At 73.4% G+C, this 18,414-nt stretch carries 19 protein-coding genes; 8 read left to right on the plus strand and 11 right to left on the minus strand.

The features are described from left to right. A partial coding sequence (locus ETD96_RS21685; protein ID WP_138638301.1) for a LysR family transcriptional regulator occupies positions 1–850 on the minus strand: 850 nt, incomplete at its 3' end. Between the two features lie 71 nt (positions 851–921). Between ETD96_RS21685 and ETD96_RS21690 the strand changes: the two genes are divergently transcribed. After that, positions 922–1,941: a YeiH family protein gene (locus ETD96_RS21690; RefSeq protein WP_138638302.1), complete on the plus strand. Its 1,020-nt coding sequence runs from the start codon at positions 922–924 to the stop codon at positions 1,939–1,941. On the opposite strand, the gene ETD96_RS21695 is transcribed toward ETD96_RS21690, so the two are convergent. Next, positions 1,919–2,716, minus strand: coding sequence for an SDR family oxidoreductase (locus ETD96_RS21695; protein WP_138638303.1), 798 nt, complete (start codon positions 2,714–2,716; stop codon positions 1,919–1,921). The two genes, ETD96_RS21690 and ETD96_RS21695, sit on opposite strands and share 23 nt — an antisense overlap. A 165-nt stretch (positions 2,717–2,881) precedes the next feature. Here ETD96_RS21695 and ETD96_RS21700 point away from each other — a divergent pair, with 165 nt between their 5' ends. After that, complete coding sequence (locus ETD96_RS21700) at positions 2,882–4,360, plus strand: aldehyde dehydrogenase family protein (protein ID WP_138638304.1); 1,479 nt, start codon at positions 2,882–2,884, stop codon at positions 4,358–4,360. A gap of 19 nt (positions 4,361–4,379) precedes the next feature. Here the strand turns inward: ETD96_RS21700 and ETD96_RS21705 are convergent, their stop codons facing one another. Beyond that, complete coding sequence (locus ETD96_RS21705; RefSeq protein ID WP_138638305.1) at positions 4,380–5,342, minus strand: ArsR/SmtB family transcription factor; 963 nt, start codon at positions 5,340–5,342, stop codon at positions 4,380–4,382. Positions 5,343–5,424: 82 nt separating this feature from the next. Here ETD96_RS21705 and ETD96_RS21710 point away from each other — a divergent pair, with 82 nt between their 5' ends. The 4 genes from ETD96_RS21710 (at position 5,425) to ETD96_RS21725 (ending at position 8,459) form a co-directional block, all read left to right on the plus strand. Beyond that, a complete protein-coding gene (locus tag ETD96_RS21710) occupies positions 5,425–6,177 on the plus strand; it encodes a class I SAM-dependent DNA methyltransferase (protein WP_138638306.1) in 753 nt (250 codons plus the stop codon). Between the two features lie 124 nt (positions 6,178–6,301). Beyond that, a complete protein-coding gene (locus ETD96_RS21715) occupies positions 6,302–6,652 on the plus strand; it encodes a hypothetical protein (RefSeq protein WP_138638307.1) in 351 nt (116 codons plus the stop codon). A gap of 107 nt (positions 6,653–6,759) precedes the next feature. Next, positions 6,760–7,539, plus strand: coding sequence for an SDR family NAD(P)-dependent oxidoreductase (locus tag ETD96_RS21720; RefSeq protein ID WP_138638308.1), 780 nt, complete (start codon positions 6,760–6,762; stop codon positions 7,537–7,539). After that, on the plus strand, positions 7,536–8,459 hold the full coding sequence (locus tag ETD96_RS21725; RefSeq protein WP_138638309.1) for an RNA polymerase sigma-70 factor: 924 nt from the start codon (positions 7,536–7,538) through the stop codon (positions 8,457–8,459). The genes ETD96_RS21720 and ETD96_RS21725 overlap by 4 nt, the downstream gene beginning before the upstream one ends. Before the next feature lie 43 nt (positions 8,460–8,502). On the opposite strand, the gene ETD96_RS44960 is transcribed toward ETD96_RS21725, so the two are convergent. The 5 genes from ETD96_RS44960 to ETD96_RS21745 form a co-directional block, all read right to left on the minus strand. After that, positions 8,503–8,670: a hypothetical protein gene (locus ETD96_RS44960; RefSeq protein WP_171069162.1), complete on the minus strand. Its 168-nt coding sequence runs from the start codon at positions 8,668–8,670 to the stop codon at positions 8,503–8,505. A 26-nt stretch (positions 8,671–8,696) separates the two neighbouring features. Beyond that, positions 8,697–9,308, minus strand: a complete 612-nt coding sequence (locus ETD96_RS21730; protein ID WP_138638310.1) for a PaaI family thioesterase — start codon at positions 9,306–9,308, stop codon at positions 8,697–8,699. After that, a complete protein-coding gene (locus ETD96_RS21735; protein ID WP_138638311.1) occupies positions 9,305–11,452 on the minus strand; it encodes an acyl-CoA dehydrogenase family protein in 2,148 nt (715 codons plus the stop codon). Before ETD96_RS21735 ends, ETD96_RS21730 begins: the two co-directional genes overlap by 4 nt. Before the next feature lie 3 nt (positions 11,453–11,455). Further along, complete coding sequence (locus tag ETD96_RS21740) at positions 11,456–12,616, minus strand: steroid 3-ketoacyl-CoA thiolase (RefSeq protein WP_138638312.1); 1,161 nt, start codon at positions 12,614–12,616, stop codon at positions 11,456–11,458. A 110-nt stretch (positions 12,617–12,726) separates the two neighbouring features. Next, positions 12,727–14,325: an acyl-CoA synthetase gene (locus tag ETD96_RS21745; protein WP_138638313.1), complete on the minus strand. Its 1,599-nt coding sequence runs from the start codon at positions 14,323–14,325 to the stop codon at positions 12,727–12,729. A 172-nt stretch (positions 14,326–14,497) separates the two neighbouring features. Between ETD96_RS21745 and ETD96_RS21750 the strand changes: the two genes are divergently transcribed. Beyond that, entirely contained in the window at positions 14,498–15,418 is a 921-nt protein-coding gene (locus tag ETD96_RS21750; protein WP_138638314.1) for an SDR family NAD(P)-dependent oxidoreductase, read from the plus strand. Positions 15,419–15,531: 113 nt separating this feature from the next. On the opposite strand, the gene ETD96_RS21755 is transcribed toward ETD96_RS21750, so the two are convergent. The 3 genes from ETD96_RS21755 to ETD96_RS21765 are packed head-to-tail and all read right to left on the minus strand — an operon-like array spanning position 15,532 to position 17,790. Continuing rightward, positions 15,532–16,326, minus strand: a complete 795-nt coding sequence (locus ETD96_RS21755) for an SDR family oxidoreductase (protein ID WP_138638315.1) — start codon at positions 16,324–16,326, stop codon at positions 15,532–15,534. 9 nt (positions 16,327–16,335) lie between these two features. Then, positions 16,336–17,085 (minus strand): SDR family NAD(P)-dependent oxidoreductase, encoded by a 750-nt coding sequence (locus tag ETD96_RS21760; RefSeq protein ID WP_138638316.1) that lies wholly within the window; start codon positions 17,083–17,085, stop codon positions 16,336–16,338. A 48-nt stretch (positions 17,086–17,133) separates the two neighbouring features. Continuing rightward, entirely contained in the window at positions 17,134–17,790 is a 657-nt protein-coding gene (locus ETD96_RS21765; RefSeq protein WP_171069163.1) for a TetR/AcrR family transcriptional regulator, read from the minus strand. A 166-nt stretch (positions 17,791–17,956) separates the two neighbouring features. Between ETD96_RS21765 and ETD96_RS21770 the strand changes: the two genes are divergently transcribed. Beyond that, positions 17,957–18,414, plus strand: a 458-nt coding sequence (locus tag ETD96_RS21770) for an FAD-binding protein (RefSeq protein WP_138638317.1), incomplete at its 3' end; no start/stop codon positions are given.

Consider the following 18,414-nt stretch of genomic DNA (forward strand, 5'->3'; position numbering starts at 1 on the left):
GAGTGGTGCCGGTCCGCCAGACGGCGCGCAGGGAACGTTCCAGCGCCACGCCGTCGATCGGGACCTCGGCGAGGGCGCCGGAGGCGAGGTCGGCGCCCACGACCAGGTCGCTGATCAGCGCGGGGCCCGCGCCGGCGACGACCGCGTTCCGCACGGCGGTGCTGGAACCGAACTCCAGCAGCGGCGGGACGAGGTCCAGGCCCTGGGCGGCCATCGCCTGGCGGGCCGCCTGCCGGGTGCCCGAGCCCGCCTCCCGGCTGATCAGCGGGGTCGCGGCGACCTCGGCGGCCGGGACGGGCCGCGTGCGGCGCGTCCAGCGGTGGCCGGGCGGCGCGACGAGCACCAGCCGGTCCCGCGCGACGGTCCGCGAGCGCAGCCCCGCCGGGCGGCCCGGCGACTCGATGAAGCCGATGTCGGCCTCGCCCTGCCGGGCCAGCTCGCAGACGTGCGCCGAGTTCGTCACCCGCATGCCCACGTGCAGGTCGGGGTCGGCGCGGCGCAGCTCCCCGATCCAGGCGGGCAGCAGGTGCTCGGCGACGGTGAGGCTGGCCGCGACGGTCAGGTTGCCGGTGTGCTCGCGTCGCAGCGCCTCGACGCCGGCGCCGAGCGCGGCCAGGGCGTCCAGGACGCGCTGCGCCCATCCCGTGACCGCCGTCCCGGCGGGGGTGAGGGACGAGCCGCGCCGGGTCCGGTCGACGAGCCGGACGCCGAGCCGGCGCTCCAGCCGGGACAGCCGCTTGCTCGCCGACGGCTGGCTGATCCGCAGCTCCCCGGCGGCGGCCGTGAGGCTGCCCCGCTCGGCGACCAGCACCAGCAGCCGCAGCGACTCGATGTCGGGCTCGGGGGTCATGCCCCCAGGCTATGACGTGAGGCCGAACCGCCCGGTACCGGGACGGCCGGGTGCGCGGAAGCCTCGGATCCATGAGCGTTCTGGAAGCGGTCCGCACCGGGCGGGCACGGTCGTGGTGGGAGCGGACGGCGCCGGGCCTGGCGGTGGCGGCGGGCGGCGCGGGCGTGGCGATGGCGGTCAACCGGCTCGTCCCCGCGCTGAGCGCGCTCACCGTCGCGGTGCTCGCCGGGGTGCTGGTCGGCGGGGCGCTGCCCGCGGTGACCGCGCATGGCCTGCGGTGGGCGACCCGCGCGCTGCTCCGCGCCGGGGTGGTGTTCCTCGGCCTCCAGCTCAGCCTCGCGGAGGTGCTGCGGCTCGGGCCGGGCATGCTCACCGTGGTCGTCGCCACCGTGCTGCTCGCGTTCACCGGGACGCTCGCCCTCGCCCGGCTGACCGGCGTGTCCCGCGGCCTGGGGCTGATGGTCGCCACCGGTTTCTCGATCTGCGGGGCGTCGGCGATCGTCGCGATGGACGGCGTCGCCCGCAGCGAGAAGGAGGACGTCGCGACCGCCGTCACGCTCGTGACGATCTACGGCAGCGCCGCCATCGCCGTCGTCCCGTTCCTGGGCTCGCACGTGCTGGGGCTGGACCCGGAGACCGTCGGCATGTGGGCGGGGCTGAGCGTCCACGAGGTCGCGCAGGTCGTCGCGGCCGCGTCCCCCGCCGGTGCGGCGGCCGTGGGCGCCGCCGTGATCGTGAAGCTGACCCGGGTGGTGCTGCTCGCGCCCATGGTGGCGGGGATGGGCGTCATCGAGCGCCGCGCCGGGGGCGCCGTGGACGGGAGGCGTCCGCCCATCGTGCCGCTGTTCGTCGCCGGGTTCCTGGTGCTGCTGCTGGTGCGCAGCGCCGGTGTCGTGCCCGGCGCGGTCGTGACGGGGGCCAAGGAGGTCTCCACGGTGCTGCTCGCGGCGGCGATGTTCGGGCTGGGGACGTCCGTCCGCGTCGGCGCGCTGCTGCGGACGGGACGGCGCGGCCTCCTCCTCGGCCTCCTGTCGACGGTGCTGGTCGGCGCGGTCTCGCTGGGCGCGCTCAGCTTGCTCGGGCACCGGTGAGGGGCTTGCCGGTCTGGCCGAGGCGCTCGTCCAGGAAGTCCTCCCAGGTGCGGGTGCCGTGGTCGGCGCCCTCCAGGGTGAGGTTGTCGGCGGCGCGGTAGGCGCGCCCGGCCTTGCCCGGGATGCGGACGGGCATCGTCATCCGGCGCTTGCCGCGCACCTCCAGGTACCCGCGGACGAGTTCGCCCAGCCCGTACACCTTGGGCCCGGCCAGGTCGGGGACGCGTCCCGCCGGGGCGCCGAGCGCCAGCTCGACGAGCCGCGGGGCGACGTCCCGCGTGTCGACCGGCTGGAACCGCAGCCCGCCCGGGACCGGGACGACCGGCAGCTTGGCCATGCTCTCCACGACCTTCAGCACCAGGTCGTGGAACTGGGCGGCGCGCAGGATCGTGTAGGGGACGCCCGAGTCCACGACGGCCTGCTCGGTCGCCACCTGGGTCCGCATCCAGGCGAGCGGGACCCGGTCGGCGCCGATCACCGAGATCAGCACCAGGTGCTGCACGCCCGCCTTCGCCGCGGCCCGCGTGAGGTTGCGCGCGACGACCTCGTCGCCCTTGTTGCCGCCGGCGAGGTGCAGGACGGTCTCGACCCCGTCCAGGGCGGCCTCGACGCCCTCGTCCTTGAACAGGTCGCCGGTCACGTACTCGATGCCGTCGGCGGGCTCGCGGGTCTGCCGGCTGAGCACCCGGAGGTCGGCGCCGGCGCCGCGCAGCAGCGGGACGACCTGCCGTCCGATCGTCCCGGTTCCGCCGGTGACCAGGATGGGCGCGCTCATGATTCCTCCAACTGGGCTCTTTCCGTGGCTTCACCGTGCGGACGGGATAGCCGCCCGGAATGTGACATCTCGGGGATGAGGGGGTGTTTTTGCCGGGCGGGCGGTGTGGACGGGCCCGTCCGGGCAAGGGCAGAAGGACCGTTGGCCGATGCGAGGAGGCACACCATGGCGGGGGGAACGATGCTCGACGTCTACACGGGGTTCGACCGGATGCCCATCGCGGGCGAGTGGCGGGCCGGCCGGGCGGGCGGCAGCCGGGAGGACACCGACCCCTACACCGGGGACGTGCTGACGGAGATCCCCCTGGCCGGCGCGGACGACCTCGACGAGGCGTACCGGGCGGCGCGCGACGCGCAACCGGACTGGGCGGCGCGGCCCGCCGCCGAGCGCGCCGAGGTGATGGCGAACGCGGCGCGCGTCCTCGCCGACCGGGAGGGCGAGCTGGTCGACTGGCTGCAGCGCGAGGCCGGGGCGACGCGGGGCCGGGCCGGGATGGAGCTGGCGCTGGTGCGCGCCGTCACGGAGCGGGCCGCCGAGCAGGCCGACCGGATCAACACGTTCATGGGCACGGGCTCCGACATCCCGGACAAGGAGAACCGCGTCTACCGGCAGGCGGCGGGCGTGGTGGCGGTGATCAGCCCGTGGAACTTCCCCGTCCAGCTGTCGAACCGCTCCGTGGCGCCGGCGCTGGCGCTCGGCAACGCGGTCGTGCTGAAGCCGGCGGGCGACACCCCGGTCACCGGCGGGCTGTTCCTGGCCAAGGTCTACGAGGAGGCGGGGCTGCCGCCGGGCCTGCTGAGCGTGCTCATCGGCAAGGGCGGCGACATCGGCGACGCGATCGTGGAGCACGAGGTCCCGCGGGTGATCTCCTTCACCGGGTCGACGCCGGTCGGGCGGGGCATCGCCGCGAAGGCCGGGCTGAAGAGGCTCGCGCTCGAACTGGGCGGCAACGGCCCACTGGTGGTGCTGGACGACGCCGACCTCGACCAGGCCGTGGCGGGCGCCCTGTACGGGAGCTACTTCCACATGGGCCAGGTGTGCATGGCGACCAACCGGATCATCGTGGACGCGTCCGTCCACGACGCCTTCGTCGACCTGTTCGTCTCCGCCGCGGCGTCACTGCGCTACGGCGACCCGCGCGACGACGGGACGCAGCTGGGGCCGGTCATCAACGCCAAGCAGCTCGACTCGATCCGCGAGAAGGTGTCGCGGGCGGTCGAGGACGGCGCGGAGCTGCTGCTGGGCGGTGACCCGGTGGGGCCCACGGGGCAGGTGCTCCCGCCGCAGGTGCTCCTCGGTGACAACACGGTGGCCACCGCGGCCGAGGAGGTCTTCGGGCCGGTCGCCACCATCGTCAAGGCGGACGACGAGGACCACGCCCTTCAGCTGGCGAACGACACCGAGTACGGGCTGTCGAGCGGCGTCTACTCCGGCGACCGGGACCGGGGCCTGAACTTCGCGCTCCGGGTGCAGGCGGGGATGACCCACATCGACGACACCACCGTGAACGACGACGTCCATATCGCGTTCGGCGGCGAGAAGGCGTCCGGGCTGGGGCGCTTCGGCGGCGACTGGGTCGTGGACGAGTTCACGACCAACCACTGGGTCAGCCTCCAGCAGCGGCCGCGCGACTTCCAGTACTGACCCCCGCGACGGCTCGTTCTCACCGGTCGAGGTGCGGGGCGGCGAGTCGGTCGCCGAGGGCGCTGCGGCGGTACAGGACGTGCCGGCCGTCCCGGGCGCGGGTGAGCAGCCCCGCGTCGTGCAGGATCCGCAGGTGCTGCGAGACGGCGCTGGGGGTCACGTTCAGGCGGCGCGCGAGTTCGATCGTGGGCAGGGGCTCGTCGAGCACGGCGAGCAGTTCGGCGCGGCGCGCGCCGAGCAGCGCCGACAGGGCGGCGGTGTCGGGGGCCGGGGCCGGTGTCCACAGGGTGGCAACGCCTCGGCACGGATAGGACAGGCTGGGCGGCTCGTCCGGGTGGACGGGCGGGGCGGGCTTGTGGGCGAACACCGCCGGCATGAGGAGCAGCCCGCGCCCGGACGCCGCGACGTGATGCCGTCCGATCATCTTGTCGATGGAGAGGACCCCGTCCCGCCAGGTCAGGTTCGGGTGCATGTCGGCGAACAGCAGGCGGGCGCCGCCGACGGCCAGCTGCCGCGCCCGGTACGTCATGTCGGCCTCCAGCACCAGCCGCATCTGCGGCCACACCGGTTCGACCGCCGTCCGCCAGTAGCGCAGCAGGACGTCGCAGGCGTCGTCGCGGAGCTCGGCGGCCGAGGCGTCGTCCGGGGGCTTCGCCTTGACGAGGGCCGCCTCCATGTCCCTGCGGACCTTCTCCGGAGGCGTCCGCCGGACGAGGGACAACTGGTCCTCGAAACGCGGCGCGAAGGTCGTGGGGCGGGGCGCCAGGAAGTCCGGGATGGCCAGTCTCGTCCCGACGAGGGAGATCAGCAGGCGGACGTCGTCCGGGTCGAGCCGGGCGAGCGCCGCCCGGCGCCATGGCAGGTGCAGCGTCTGCAGGCCGGGCTCGCGGAGGACGCGCAGGCTCAGGCACGTCTCGTCCAGCGGCGACAGCGCGAACCGGGTGTCCGCGAGGTCCTCGACCCCGAGCTCGAAGCTGATCATTAAGCCCCACGCTACATCGATTGGCGGGAGCGGGCGCGCGGCGTGGACTCGTCCTCATGGCACCGAACGGAAGGACGCGCACATGAAGGGCTTCGATCCGCGGACCAGCTTCGGCGAGGACGTGGCCGCGCACTACGACGCCGAGGAGACCCGGGGCGACGAGCGGGAGACGGTCGCGTTCCTCGCCGGCCTGGCGGACGGGCGTCCCGTCCTGGAACTCGCCGTCGGCACCGGCCGCATCGCGCTGCCGCTGGCACGGGCCGCCGGCGTCCGGGTGGACGGCATCGAGCAGTCGCCGGCCATGGTCGACCGGCTGCGCGCGAAGCCGGACGGCGACCGCATCGACGTGACCATGGGCGACATGTCCCGCGTCACGACCGGGCGCACCTACGGGCTCGTCTACCTGGTGTTCAACACGATCGGCAACCTCCTCGGCCAGGACGACCAGGTCCGCTGCTTCCAGAACGCCGCCCGCCACCTGGACGGGGACGGGGCGTTCGTCCTCGAATGCCGCGTCCCCACCGCCCCGGCCCGTCCCGGCCACCGGTTCGTCGACCCGGAGCGCATCGACGCCGGGAGCGTCGGCCTGGACGTCTGCCGGTACGACCCCGTGACGCAGATCCTGGACAAGAACCATGTCCGGATCAGCACGTCGGGCATCACCTTCGACCCCATCAGGCTCCGCCTGGCCCACCCGCCCGAGTTCGACCTGATGGCCCGGCTCGCAGGGCTCCGCCTGCGCGAACGGTGGGGCGGCTGGAAGGGCGAACCGTACACGTCCGAGAGCTGGCGTCACATCAGCGTCTACGAACACGACCCCGCCGCTGGCAGCTGATCTGATCGCCGCTTCGACTTCGGAGACTGTCGGGGAGCGCCGGAGGCTGATGGAGAGTGTCGGGGAGTGTCGGGCACTGGCGGAGAGTGTCGGGCACTGGCGGAGAGTGTCGGAGACTGGCGGCATGGTGGACGAACGCGAGTACTTCGCCAACATGGCCAAACGTCCGAGCATGTACGTATACGGCGGGCGCCTCGCCGGGGTCGAAGCGTTCCTGGAGGGCTATGACCAGCATGCCCGCCGCCACGGCGGGCCTGGTCTCCAGGGGTGGCGTGAATGGCTCGTCGCCCGGCGGGGCGCGGACTGCTCCCACGGCTGGCAGGGGCAGGTCCGGCACATCGCCCTCCCGGGTGGGTGGCAGAGCTGGGAGCTGCCGGAGGACGACGAGCGCCATGTGCTCAAGGTCCTTTTCGTCCTCCTGGACGAGTTCCTCGGCGACCGTCCCGCCCCCTTCCCCGGAGGCTCGGGCTCGTGAAGGCCGCTTCGCAGGGTTTTCCGCTCGGCGTGTCACAGGGGGCGCGGCTGTCTCGTCTCGGGTCTCGAAGACGGGTTCATCAGAAGCACCCTGAGGAGCGGGACACCATGAGCGAGCAGGTCGAGCAGGTCGGGAAGCGGAAGGTCGCGCTGGTCACCGGGGCGAACAAGGGAATCGGGCGCGGGGTGGCCGAGCAGCTCGCCGCGCTGGGCATGACGGTCTTCCTCGGCGCCCGGGACGCGCGGCGCGGCGAGGAGGCCGCCGCGGCACTGCGCGAGGCGGGCGGCGGCGACGTGCGCGCGGTCGCGCTGGACGTCACCGACCCGGCCACCGCCGCGTCGGCCGCGCGCCTGATCGGGGAGCGCTCCGGCCGCCTCGACGTGCTGGTCAACAACGCGGGGATCACCGGATCGGGCCAGGTCTCCCCGGCGGACGCCACCGACCAGGTGCCCAGTACGGTCGATCTGGACATGGTCAGGGCCGTGTTCGAGACCAACGTGTTCGGGGTGATCGCGGTGACGAACGCGATGCTGCCGCTGCTGCGCCGCTCCCCGGCGCCCCGCATCGTGAACGTCAGCAGCCACGCCGCGTCGCTGACCCTGCTCAGTGACCCGGACGGCCCCTTCGCGGCGCTGCTGCCGTCGGCGGCGTACTCGCCGTCCAAGTCCGCGCTCAACGCGCTGACCGTGCACTACGCCAACGAGCTGCGGAAGGACGGCCTCCTCGTCAACGCCGTGGCGCCCGGGTTCGTCGACACCGACAGCAACAACCACACCGGGTTCCTCACCGTCGCGCAGGGCGCCGCGACCGTGGTGCGCCTGGCCACGCTGGACGCGGACGGGCCCACCGCCGGCTTCTTCGCCGAAGACGGACCGGTGGCCTGGTGACGGGCGGCGAGGACCAGTCCTTCGAGGAGCTGCGGCCGCTGCTGTTCTCGATCGCCTACCGGATCCTGGGCAGCGTCAGCGAGGCCGAGGACGCCGTCCAGGAGACCTGGCTGCGGTACACGGCCTCCCCGACCCGGCCCGCGTCCACCAAGTCGTTCCTCTCGGCGGTGGTCACCCGGATCTCGATCGATGTGCTGCGGTCGGCCCGGCTGCGCCGGGAGGAGTACGCCGGGCCGTGGTTCCCCGAGCCGTTGCTGACCGACCCCTACCAGGACCCGGAGCGCGCGGTGGAACTGGCCGACTCGCTGTCGATGGCGGCCCTGCTCCTGCTGGAGCGGCTCAGCCCGCTCGAACGCGCGGTCTTCGTGCTGCGGGACGTGTTCGGGTTCGGTTTCGACGAGGTCGCGGCGGCCGTCGGACGCTCCGAGGCCGCGTGCCGCCAGCTCGCGGTCCGGGCCCGCCGCCACATGGACGCGGGCCGCACCCGGTTCACCGCCGACCGGACCGAGCGCACGGAGCTCGCCGCGCGGTTCCTCGACGCCTTCCGGGAAGGGGACGTCGACGGGCTGCGGGAGCTCCTGGCCGCCGACGTCCAGATGGTCGGCGACGCCGGCGGCAAGGCCCCGCAGCTCGGCAGCCGGATCATCGGCATCGGGAAGGTGGCGCACGCGCTCGCCTGGTCCGTCTCGCGGTTCGTCCGGGCCGGCGCCGTGCTGGAGCAGCGGGAGGTGAACGGGCAGCCGGGCGCGATCGTCCGCGACCGGGACGGCAAGGTCCTCAGCACGTGGGCGCTGGACGTCCTCGACGGCCGGATCCAGACGATCCGCACGGTGAACAACCCGGACAAGCTCCGGCATGTCGGCCCCGTGGCCGACGCGTGGGACGCTCTGCGCGCGGCGAACCAGCCGCTTGCGGATTGACAAGCCCGCCCGCACGCGCCGGAGGGGAGGATTTCCGGAAGGGTTAGATCGGGTAGCGGGTCGCCTCGTCGACTTCGGCGCTGCTCGGGTCGGCTATCACCTGGGGTTTGGGCGGGACTTCCTGGCCGGGCACCGTGTCCTCCAGCTGGACGCGCGGCGGCAGGGCCCGCCAACGGCCATCCGTGTTCTCGGACCGCTCGTCATCGCTCATATGTCCATCATGCCCCGATACCTCCGTCAGCGGGGGCGTGGCGGATGTTTGGCGATGAAGAGTCCCTCGGCGGAGACGCAGGTCCTGCCGTCCGCCTTGATCTCGCCGGTGGTGCGGATCTTGCGGCCGTCCACGGAGGTCTGGCGGGCGGTGATCGTCAGCGGCTCGAAGAGGGGGGTCAGGTGGTGGTAGCGGAGGGTCAGTTCCGCCGTCACCCCTGACTTGCCCGCCCAGCCGTTCGCCACGCCGAGGGTGTGGTCGAGCAGGAGTGCGGAGACTCCGCCGTGGACGCTGGACGGCGGCCCCTGGTAGGGCAGGCCCAGCGTGACCGTGCCCTCGATGGTGCGGGAGTCGACGGCGCTGTAGGCGACGGGTGGGGCGATCGGGTTCTCCGAGCCGGTGACGGGGTCGTGGCGGGTCATGCCGTCGCCGCGCCACATGTCGACCAGGCGGTCGCGCAGGAGCGGGGCCGTCGCCTCCAGGTCGTCGGCGACGGCGTTGAGGCGGCCGGTGACGGACGCCATGTCGGCGTCCGTCATGTCGCCGGAGCGGACGAGGGCGTCGATGACGCGGCGGGCCGCCTCGACGGCCGCGTCCACTCCGGCGGGCCGGGTGCCCGAGGGGAGGTCGATCGTCATGCGGCGTCCCTGGGCAGGCCGAGGATGCGCTCGCCGATGATGTTCAGCTGGACGTCGGTGGTGCCGCCCGCGATCGACATGTTGCGGGAGTTCAGGAACATCCAGGTCGGGTCGCCCATGCCTCCCTCGCCGCGGCCGGTGAGGGCCTCGGGGCCGATCCAGTCCACGGCGGTCTCCCACACCTGCTGGATGTGCTCGACGCCGATCAGCTTGCCGATGCTCGACTCGGCGCCCGGCTGGCCGCCCGCGAGCGTGCGCAGCGTGGTGCGCAGGCCGAACAGGCTGCTGGACTGGGCGTCGCAGAGGATGCCGCCGAGGGTGGTGAGGCGCTCGTCGTCGGCGTCCTTGGCCAGCTTGAGAAGGGCTTCGCCGCCGCTGCCGAGGGACGAGTCGTTGGACAGCGACACGCGCTCGTTGGCGAGGGTGGTGCGGGCGAGCTTCCAGCCGTCGCCGGGGCCGGCGACCAGGAGGTCGTCCGGGATGAAGACGCCGTCGAGGAACACCTCGTTGAAGAGGGTGTCGCCGGTCAGCTCGCGGAGCGGGCGGATGTCGATCCCCGGGGACCTCATGTCCAGGAGGAAGTACGACAGGCCCTTGTGCTTCGGGACGGACGGGTCCGTGCGCGCGAGCAGGATGCCCCAGTCGGCCTCGCGGGCCATGGACGTCCACACCTTCTGCCCGGTGATCTTCCAGCCGCCCTCGACCTTCTCCGCGCGGGTGGACAGGGCCGCGAGGTCGGAGCCCGCGCCCGGCTCGGAGAACAGCTGGCACCAGCGGATGTCGCCGCGCAGGGAGCCGGGCAGGAACCGCTCGTGCTGGGCCGGCGAGCCGTGCGCGATCAGCGTCGGCACCACCCAGTTGCCGATGATCATGTCGTGGGCGCGCAGGCCGGCGGCGCGCATCTCCTCGGCGATGACCAGCTGGGTGACGGCGTCCGCGCCCTTGCCCCAGGGGGCCGGGAGGTGCGGGGACGTGTAGCCGCGGTCGGCCAGGTAGGTGGTGCGCTCCTTGCCGGTGAGGGCCTTGGCGGGCTCCAGCTCGGCGCGGATGCCGGTGCGGATCTCCTCGGCCTCCGGCGGGAGTTCGACGCTCAGTTCGCGGCGGACGCCGTCGAGGGTGAGCCGGGCGACGCGGCGGCGCCAGGACGCCGTGGAGCCGAGCAGGACGCGGAGCGTCTGCGTGCGGCGCAGGTAGAGGCTGGCGTCGTGCTCCCAGGTGAAGCCGATGCCGCCCAGGGTCTGGATGCAGTCCTTGGCGGTCTGGAACGCCGCTTCGACGCTGGTCGCTCCCGCTACGGCGGCAGCGAGGGATGCCTCCTCGGACGCCGGCTCGTCCTGGGCGCGGGCCGCGTCCCAGGCGCAGGCGCGGGCCTGCTCGGCGTGCGCGAGCATGCGGGCGCAGCGGTGCTTGACGCCCTGGAACTGGCCGATGGGACGGCCGAACTGCTCGCGGACCTTGGCGTAGTCGGCGGCGGTCGCCGTCGCCCAGTCGGCCAGCCCGGACGCCTCGGCCGCGAACAGCACCGCGGCCAGGTCGCGGACGGTCTGCGCGTCGATGTCCAGGACGGTGACGGGCGCGCCGGTCACCTCGACGGTGGCCAGGCGGCGGGTCAGGTCGTGGCTCGGGTGCTCGTCCACCACGGCGGCGTCTCGGGAGAGGACGACCCAGGTCGTCTCGCCGCCCTGTTCGGCCGGGACGATCAACACGTCCGCCAGGGGCGCGCCCATGATGGGGCCCGACCTGCCGGTGAGGGTGGTTCCCGTGAGTTCGAGGGTGCCCGCGTCCAGGCCCAGGGCGGCGGTCTTCGTTCCGTCGGCCAGGGACGGCAGGTGCTCGGTGTGGCCGGCGCGGTGCAGGACGGCGCTCGACAGGACGGTCGGCAGGAACGGCCCCGGCGTCATGGCGCGGCCCAGTTCCTCCAGGACCACGGCCAGTTCGACGATGCCGTAGCCCGCGCCTCCGGCCTCCTCGGGGAGGTGGAGGCCGAGCAGGCCCTGCGCGGCGAGGTCGGTCCAGAACTCCGGCGCCTTCGCGCGGTCGGCGTCCACACTGGCGCGGACCGCGGCCTGCGTCACCTGCCGGGAGGTGAAGGCGCGCACGGCGTCGCGCAGGTCGCGGTGCTCCTCGGTCAGCCCGATGGTCATTGCTCAGATCCGTTCGATGATCGTGGCCGTGGAGTGCGCGCCGCCCGCGCACATCGTGACGAGGGCGGTCGACCGGTCGGACCGTTCCAGCTCGTTCACGGCCTGCGTGATGAGGCGGGCGCCGGTCGAGCCGACCGCGTGGCCGAGTGCGATGGCGCCGCCGTTGACGTTGACCTTGTCCATGTCCGCGTCGAGCACGGACGCCCAGGACAGGACGACCGACGCGAACGCCTCGTTGATCTCGACGAGGTCGATGTCGGACAGCTTCATGCCCGCCCGGTCCAGGACGTGCCGCGTCGACTCGATCGGCCCGTCCAGGTGGTAGTACGGGTCGGACCCGACCATGCCGGACGCGACGATCCGGGCGCGGGGGCGCAGGCCCAGCTCGGCGGCCCGGTCGGCGGACATCAGCAGCACGGCGGCGGCGCCGTCGCTGATCTGCGACGAGTTGCCCGCGGTGTGGATGCCGTCCGGCAGCACCGGCTTCAGCCCGGCCAGCGCTTCGGCGGTCGTGTCGCGGAGCCCCTGGTCGCGAGTGACCACGGCGGTCTCCCCGGTCGGGCCCTCCCTGGTCATGACGGGCGCCTCGACCGGGAGGATCTGGCCCGCGAACCGGTCGTCCGCCCAGGCCGCCTTCGCCTTGGCCTGCGAGGCCAGGCCGAGCGCGTCGGCGGCCTCGCGGGTCACGCCGCGCTTCTTCGCGATGCGCTCGGCGGCGGTGAACTGGTCGGGGTAGTCGATCTCCCAGCCCTCGGGGGCGGGGCTGCCGGTCTCCGGGGTCAGCGCCTGCCCGAGGAACACCCGGCTCATCGCCTCGACGCCGCAGCCGATGCCGGTGTGGATCGTCCCGGCCGCGATCAGCCCGGCGATCAGGTGCACGGCCTGCTGGGACGAGCCGCACGCGCAGTCGATGGTCGTGCACGCGGTCGTGTAGGGCAGGCCCGCGTACAGCCACGCGTTGCGGGTGACGTTGTTGGACTGCTCCCCCGCCTGGGTGACGCAGCCGCCGACGACCTGCCCGACCGTGGCCGCATCGACGTCGGCGCGGTCGAGCAGCCCGCGCTGCGTCAACCCCAGCAGCTGGGCCGGGTGGAGCCCGGACAGGGCGCCGTAACGCTTGCCGACCGGCGTCCGGACGGCATCGACGATGACGGCCTCGGGCATGGAGGATCTCCTTGAGTGCGTGGCGGGCGCCCCGGCCGGGCCGGGGCCGCTGTGGTCAGACCGGTGTGATCAGACCCGTCTGGTCAGACCGGTGTCGGGCGGTCCGGGGGTCAGTCGGTCGCGGTGAGGACGCGCTTGGCCCACCGGTAGTCGGCCTTCCCGCTCGGGGAGCGGACGACCGCGTCGGTGAACGTGACCGCCGCGGGGATCTTGTAGCCGGCGAGGTGCTCGCGGCAGTGGGCGCGCAGGTCCTCGACGGTGGCGGACGCATCCGGGCGGAGCTCGACGACGGCGGCGACGCGCTCGCCGAAGCGGTCGTCGGGGACGCCGGCGACGAGGGCGTCCATCACGGCGGGGTGCGCCTTGAGCGCCTGCTCGACCTCTTCGGGGAAGACCTTCTCGCCGCCGGTGTTGATGCAGCCGGACCCGCGGCCGAGGACGACGACGGTGCCGTCCTCCTCGACGCGGGCCATGTCGCCGAGGATCGACCAGCGCTTCCCGTCGATGACGGGGAACGTCTTCGCGGTCTTCTCCGGGTCGTTGTGGTAGCCGAGCGGGACGTTGCCGGAGCGGGCGACGTACCCGACCTCGTCCGAGCCGGGCGCGACGGGGCGCATGGCCGCGTCCACGACGGTGACGCGGGGGTCGGCGGCGAGGCGCATCAGGCCGTCGTCGCCGACGCTGATGTTGCCGTCCACGCCCGACTCGGACGCGCCGAAGCCGTTGTTGATGTGGATGCCGGGGATCAGCTCGGCGAACTCGTCCTGGACGCTGCGCGACAGGATCGCGCCGCCGGAGCCGAGCACCTTCACCGACGAGAGGTCGTAGCCGGCGCCGTGCGCGCGGATCGCGTCGGCGAGCGGGCGCGCGATCGCGTCCCCGACCACCGCGACGATCATGGGCTGCTCGCGGTCGATCGTGCGGAGCGCGTCGACCGGGTCGAAGCGCCGCATCAGGATCGTCTTGGAGCCGGTGAACAGCGCCATGAGCAGCGTGTAGGACGCGGCGCCGTGCATGAGCGGCATCGTAAGCAGGAAGCTCAGCTCGAAGCCGTCCTTCGCGGTCTCGGCGAGTTCGCCGGCGGTGAGGCGCGGGTCGCCGTAGGGGTTCCCGCCCTTCAGCGCGGCGAAGTAGAAGTCCTCGTGCCGCCAGACGACGCCCTTGGGGTTCCCGGTCGTGCCGCCCGTGTAGAGGACGTAGCGGTCGTCGGCGCTGCGGCCCTCGCGGAGGGACGGGTCGGGCTCGCCGGGCTCGGAGGTGTAGTCCTCGACGCTGATCCGGTCCGGCCACTCGGGCTTCTCGGCGGTCTCGCCGGTCCGGACGACGGTGACGGCGCGCAGGTCCGGGCAGTCGCCGGCGACGCGGGCGGCGGCGGGCGCGAACGCGTCGTCCACGACCAGGCCGGTCAGCTCGGCGTTGGTGTAGAGGTAGTGCAGCTCGCGGTCGGTGTACCGGTAGTTGATGTTGACCGGCACGGCGCGGGCCTTGAGGCAGCCGAGCAGCGTCTCGACGTACTCGGTGCCGTTCAGCATGTGCAGGCCCACGTGCTCGCCCGGCGCGATGCCCGCCGCGCGCAGCCGGCGGCCCACCGCGTCCGCGCGGGCGTCCAGCTCGGCGAAGGTCAGCCCGCGGTCGCCGCAGACGAGGGCGCGGCGGTCCGGGACGGCCGCCGCCACGGCCTCGAAGAGGGTCGCCAGGTTCAGCGTCATGCCCGCCACACTAGAATTCGTTCTCATCGGGAGGCAACGAGAGTCCCACTCAGCGGTCGCGCCGATGGCGGGTACCTCCGGCACCCGCTCAGCGGGACCGGCTCCCGGGTAGAAGTAGAATTCGTACTAGCCTCCGTCACCGGCAACCGAACACACCGACCCGGAGGCTTCGATGAACGCCGACCTCTCCCTGGCGGGCCGCACCGCCATCGTCACCGGCGCGGGCGCCGGGCTGGGCCGCGCCGAGGCCCTCGCCCTGGCCGCGCAGGGCGCCAACGTCGTCGTCAACGACATGGGCCCGGCCGCGGACGACGTCGTCGCCGAGATCAAGAAGGCGGGCGGCGCGGCCGTCGCGGTGAAGGGCGACGTCGGCGACTGGTCGATGGGCGACACTCTGGTGGCGGCGGCCGTCGACACGTTCGGTTCGCTGGACGTCCTGGTCAACAACGCGGGCGTGCTCCGCGACAAGATGCTGTTCAACCTCTCCGAGTCGGACTGGGACGACGTCATCCACGTCCACCTGAAGGGGCACGCGTCGGTGTCCCGCGCCGCCGCCGTGCACTGGCGCGCCGCGAGCAAGGCCGCCGGCGGCCCCGTCTACGGGCGCGTGATCAACACCGCGTCGGAGGCGTTCCTGTTCGGGTCGGCGGGCCAGCCGAACTACTCCGCCGCCAAGGCCGGCATCGTCGCGCTGACGCTGTCGACGTCCGCCGGGCTCGGCCGGTACGGGGTGCGCGCCAACGCGATCTGCCCCCGCGCCCGGACGGCGATGACGGAGGCGACGTTCGCCGAGGGCACCGCGCCCGGCGGCGTGGACGTGATGGCGCCCGAGCGGGTCGGCACGTTCGTCGGCTACCTGGCCTCCCCCGCGTCCGAGAAGATCACCGGGCAGGTGTTCGTGGTGTACGGCGACATGGTCGCGCTGATGGCGGCGCCGACCGTGGAGCAGAAGTTCACCGCCGCCGAGGGCGTGTTCTCCGTCGAGGAGTTCGGCGCGCAGATCACGCCGTACTTCGAGGGCCGCGACCCGCACCAGACCTACGCGGCCTACAGCGTCGCCGCGCTCGACAACACCGGCACCAGCAAGTACTGACCGCCCCCGCCTTCGGACCCACCGGTGGCCGCCCTCGGCGCGAGGGGCGGCCACCGGTGCCCGTCAGAAGTGCGCGGCGTCGCGCAGGTCAGAAGTGCGCGGCGTCGCGCAGGTCAGAAGTGCGCCGCGTCGCGCAGGGTCGCCTCGGCGCCGCCGTCCACGTAGATGACCTGGCCGGTCATGTGGGTGTTGGCCGGGGAGATCAGCCAGTCCAGGGCCGACGCGATCACCTCGGGGCCGGCGAAGCCGTTGAGCGGCATCGGGACGGCCTCCTTCATGATCTCGAACATGCCCTCGTCCTCGAACAGCGGGGCGCTCATCGGGGTCTTCACGACGCCCGGCGCGATCGCGTTCAGCGGGATGCCCGCGCCCGCCCACTCGGGGGTGGTGCAGACCCGGCGCAGCCACTGCGCGAGCGCCGACTTCGACGACGGGTACAGCCGGCCGCCGGCGCCGCTCTCCTCGACCTTCGTCGCCGCCGCGATCGCCGCGGGCTCGTCGCCCTCCAGGCAGGCGCGGACGACGTCGTCGTCCACCGGGTGGGTGCCGGAGATCGAGCCGACCACGGCGGCGCGCGGCGCCTCGGCCGCGGCGAGCGCGGGGCGCAGGCCCTCCAGCAGCCCGACGACGCCGAAGAAGTTCACCTTGACCGGCATGACCGTGAAGTCGGAGACGCCCGCGCAGGCCACGACGGCGTCGAGCCGCCCGCCGGCCCTCTCCAGCGTCTCCGCGACCGCGCTCGCCCGGCCCTCGGGGACGCTGAGGTCGGCGCAGACGTCGGCGTCGCGCAGGTCGATGCCGATGACGGTCTCGCCGGCGTCCCGGAGCATCCCGGCGAGGGACCCGCCGATGCCGGACGCCGAACCGCTGACGGCGATGGTGCGTGCCGTGCTCGCCTTCCGTGCCATGTCTGCCTCCTAGGTGTGGGCGCCGCCGTCGACGCGGAAGTCGGCACCGGTGTAGTAGCCCGCGTCGGACGACGCGGCGAACGCGATCGCGGCGGCGATCTGCTCGGGCCGCGCGGCGCCGTAGTAGGACCGGATCTTGGAGAAGTAGTCGAGGTCGAGGCCGGGCGGGAACATGTCGGGCGACCGCACCAGCGGCGTGTCGACCGCGCCCGGGGAGATCGGCACGACGCGGATGCGGCGCGCGGCCAGCTCGGCGGCGAGGCTGAGGGAGAACGCCAGGACGGCGCCCTTGGACGCCGAGTACGCCGTCATGTACGGGTTGCCCTGCGTGGCCGACAGCGAGGCGGTGTTGACGATCACGCCGGTGCGGTCGGGCAGGTGCTTGAGCGCCTCGCGGCAGAACAGCGCGGTGCCGACGAGGTTGACGGAGAACAGCCGGTTCAGGTCGTCGACGGTCAGCGTCTCGATGGGGGTCGTCTTGTGGATCCCCGCGACGTTGACCAGGACGTCGATGCCCCCGAGGGTCTCCGCCGCGTCCGCCACGGCCGCGATCACGGCGGGCTCGTCGGTCACGTCGGCGGTGCGGGTCGCGATGGTTCCGGGCCCGGTGACCGCTGCGGCGGTCTCGGCCAGGCCCTTCTCGGCGAGGTCCACGGCGTAGACCGCGGCGCCCTCGGAGGTGAGGCGGATCGCCGTGGCCCGTCCGATGCCGGACGCCGCCCCGGTGAGCAGCACTTTCACGCCGTCATAGCGATTCATGGCGGCACGCTAGCCGCGGCCCCGGCCGCCCCGCCGGGACCGTCCCGATCACTGGGAGGCCGCCCCGTCGGCGGAGTCGTTCGGGGAGTCGGTCGCGGACGCGTTGGAGCGGGGGGCGAGCAGCAGCCGGCAGGCGAGCCGGATGTCGCTCTCCACGTCCGCCATGGAGGCGCGGCCGTTCAGGCTCGACTGGAGCACCCCGTACCAGCACTGCATCAGCAGCCGGACGAGCGTGACGTCCTGCGCGGTCGGGACGTCGATGCCCACGGCGCGCAGCAGGATCTCGCGGAACGTGCTGTCGATGTGGACGGTGTCGGCGACGGTCGCGACGTGCGCGGTGTTCGACGCGTGCAGCATCGACGCCGACAGGACGGGCTGCGCCATCAGGTTCCGGCTGGCCTGCACCAGCAGGTCGGCGACCGCGTCCTCGGGCGCGACGCCGGGCGCGGGCTCGGACACCTGCTCGCGGAGCCGGTCGACCTGCGCCGCCATCACCGCGGTGAACAGGTGCACCTTCGACGGGAAGTACCGGTACAGGGTGCCGATCGCCACCCCGGCCGCCTTCGCCACCTCGTGCATCTGGACGCGTTCGAGGGACTTCTCCGTACCGATGCGCGACGCGGCGCGGAGGATGCGCTGCCGCCGGTCGTGCTGCTCGGGTGAGCTGGGCTCGGCGGACATCCTCGCCGCTGCGATCCTCGCCACGGTCCTCCCCCCGGTCCATCGGTGTGCTGACAAGGAAGAATATCCAGGCTCGGCGCCTTTCCCGCGATCGCCGATACCGGTCAGTGGGACGCGCCGGCCCCCCGTGTCGCACGCCACGTTTACGTTGTGCCCGCGCCGGGATCGCGAGCCTGGAGGGGACGTCACCGTGGCGAATTGGGACGACGAGTACGACGTGGTGGTGGCCGGTTCGGGGGCCGGCGCGATGGCCGGGGCGCTCGCCGCGGCCTCCGGAGGGCTGCGGACGGCCGTCCTGGAGAAGACGGCGGTGCTCGGCGGGACGTCCGCGTACTCGGGGTCGGCGATCTGGCTGCCCGGCACGCGGGTGCAGGAGCGGGCCGGGCTCGGCGACTCGACGGAGGCGGCGCGCACGTACCTGCGGGCGCTGCTCGGTGACGCCGAGGAGGAGCGCCGGGAGGCGTTCCTGGCGACGGCGCCCGAGCTGGTGGAGTTCCTGGAGAAGGACCCGGAGATCGAGTTCCGGTTCCAGGCGTTCCCCGACTACTTCGCCGCGCCGGGCCGCATGGACATGGGCCGGTCGTTCGTGCCGCTGGAGCTGCCGGTCGAGCGGCTCGGCGAGCGGGCGGGGCTGGTGCGGCCGCCGGT

Source organism: Actinomadura geliboluensis (genome assembly GCF_005889745.1).
GTDB lineage: Bacteria > Actinomycetota > Actinomycetes > Streptosporangiales > Streptosporangiaceae > Spirillospora > Spirillospora geliboluensis.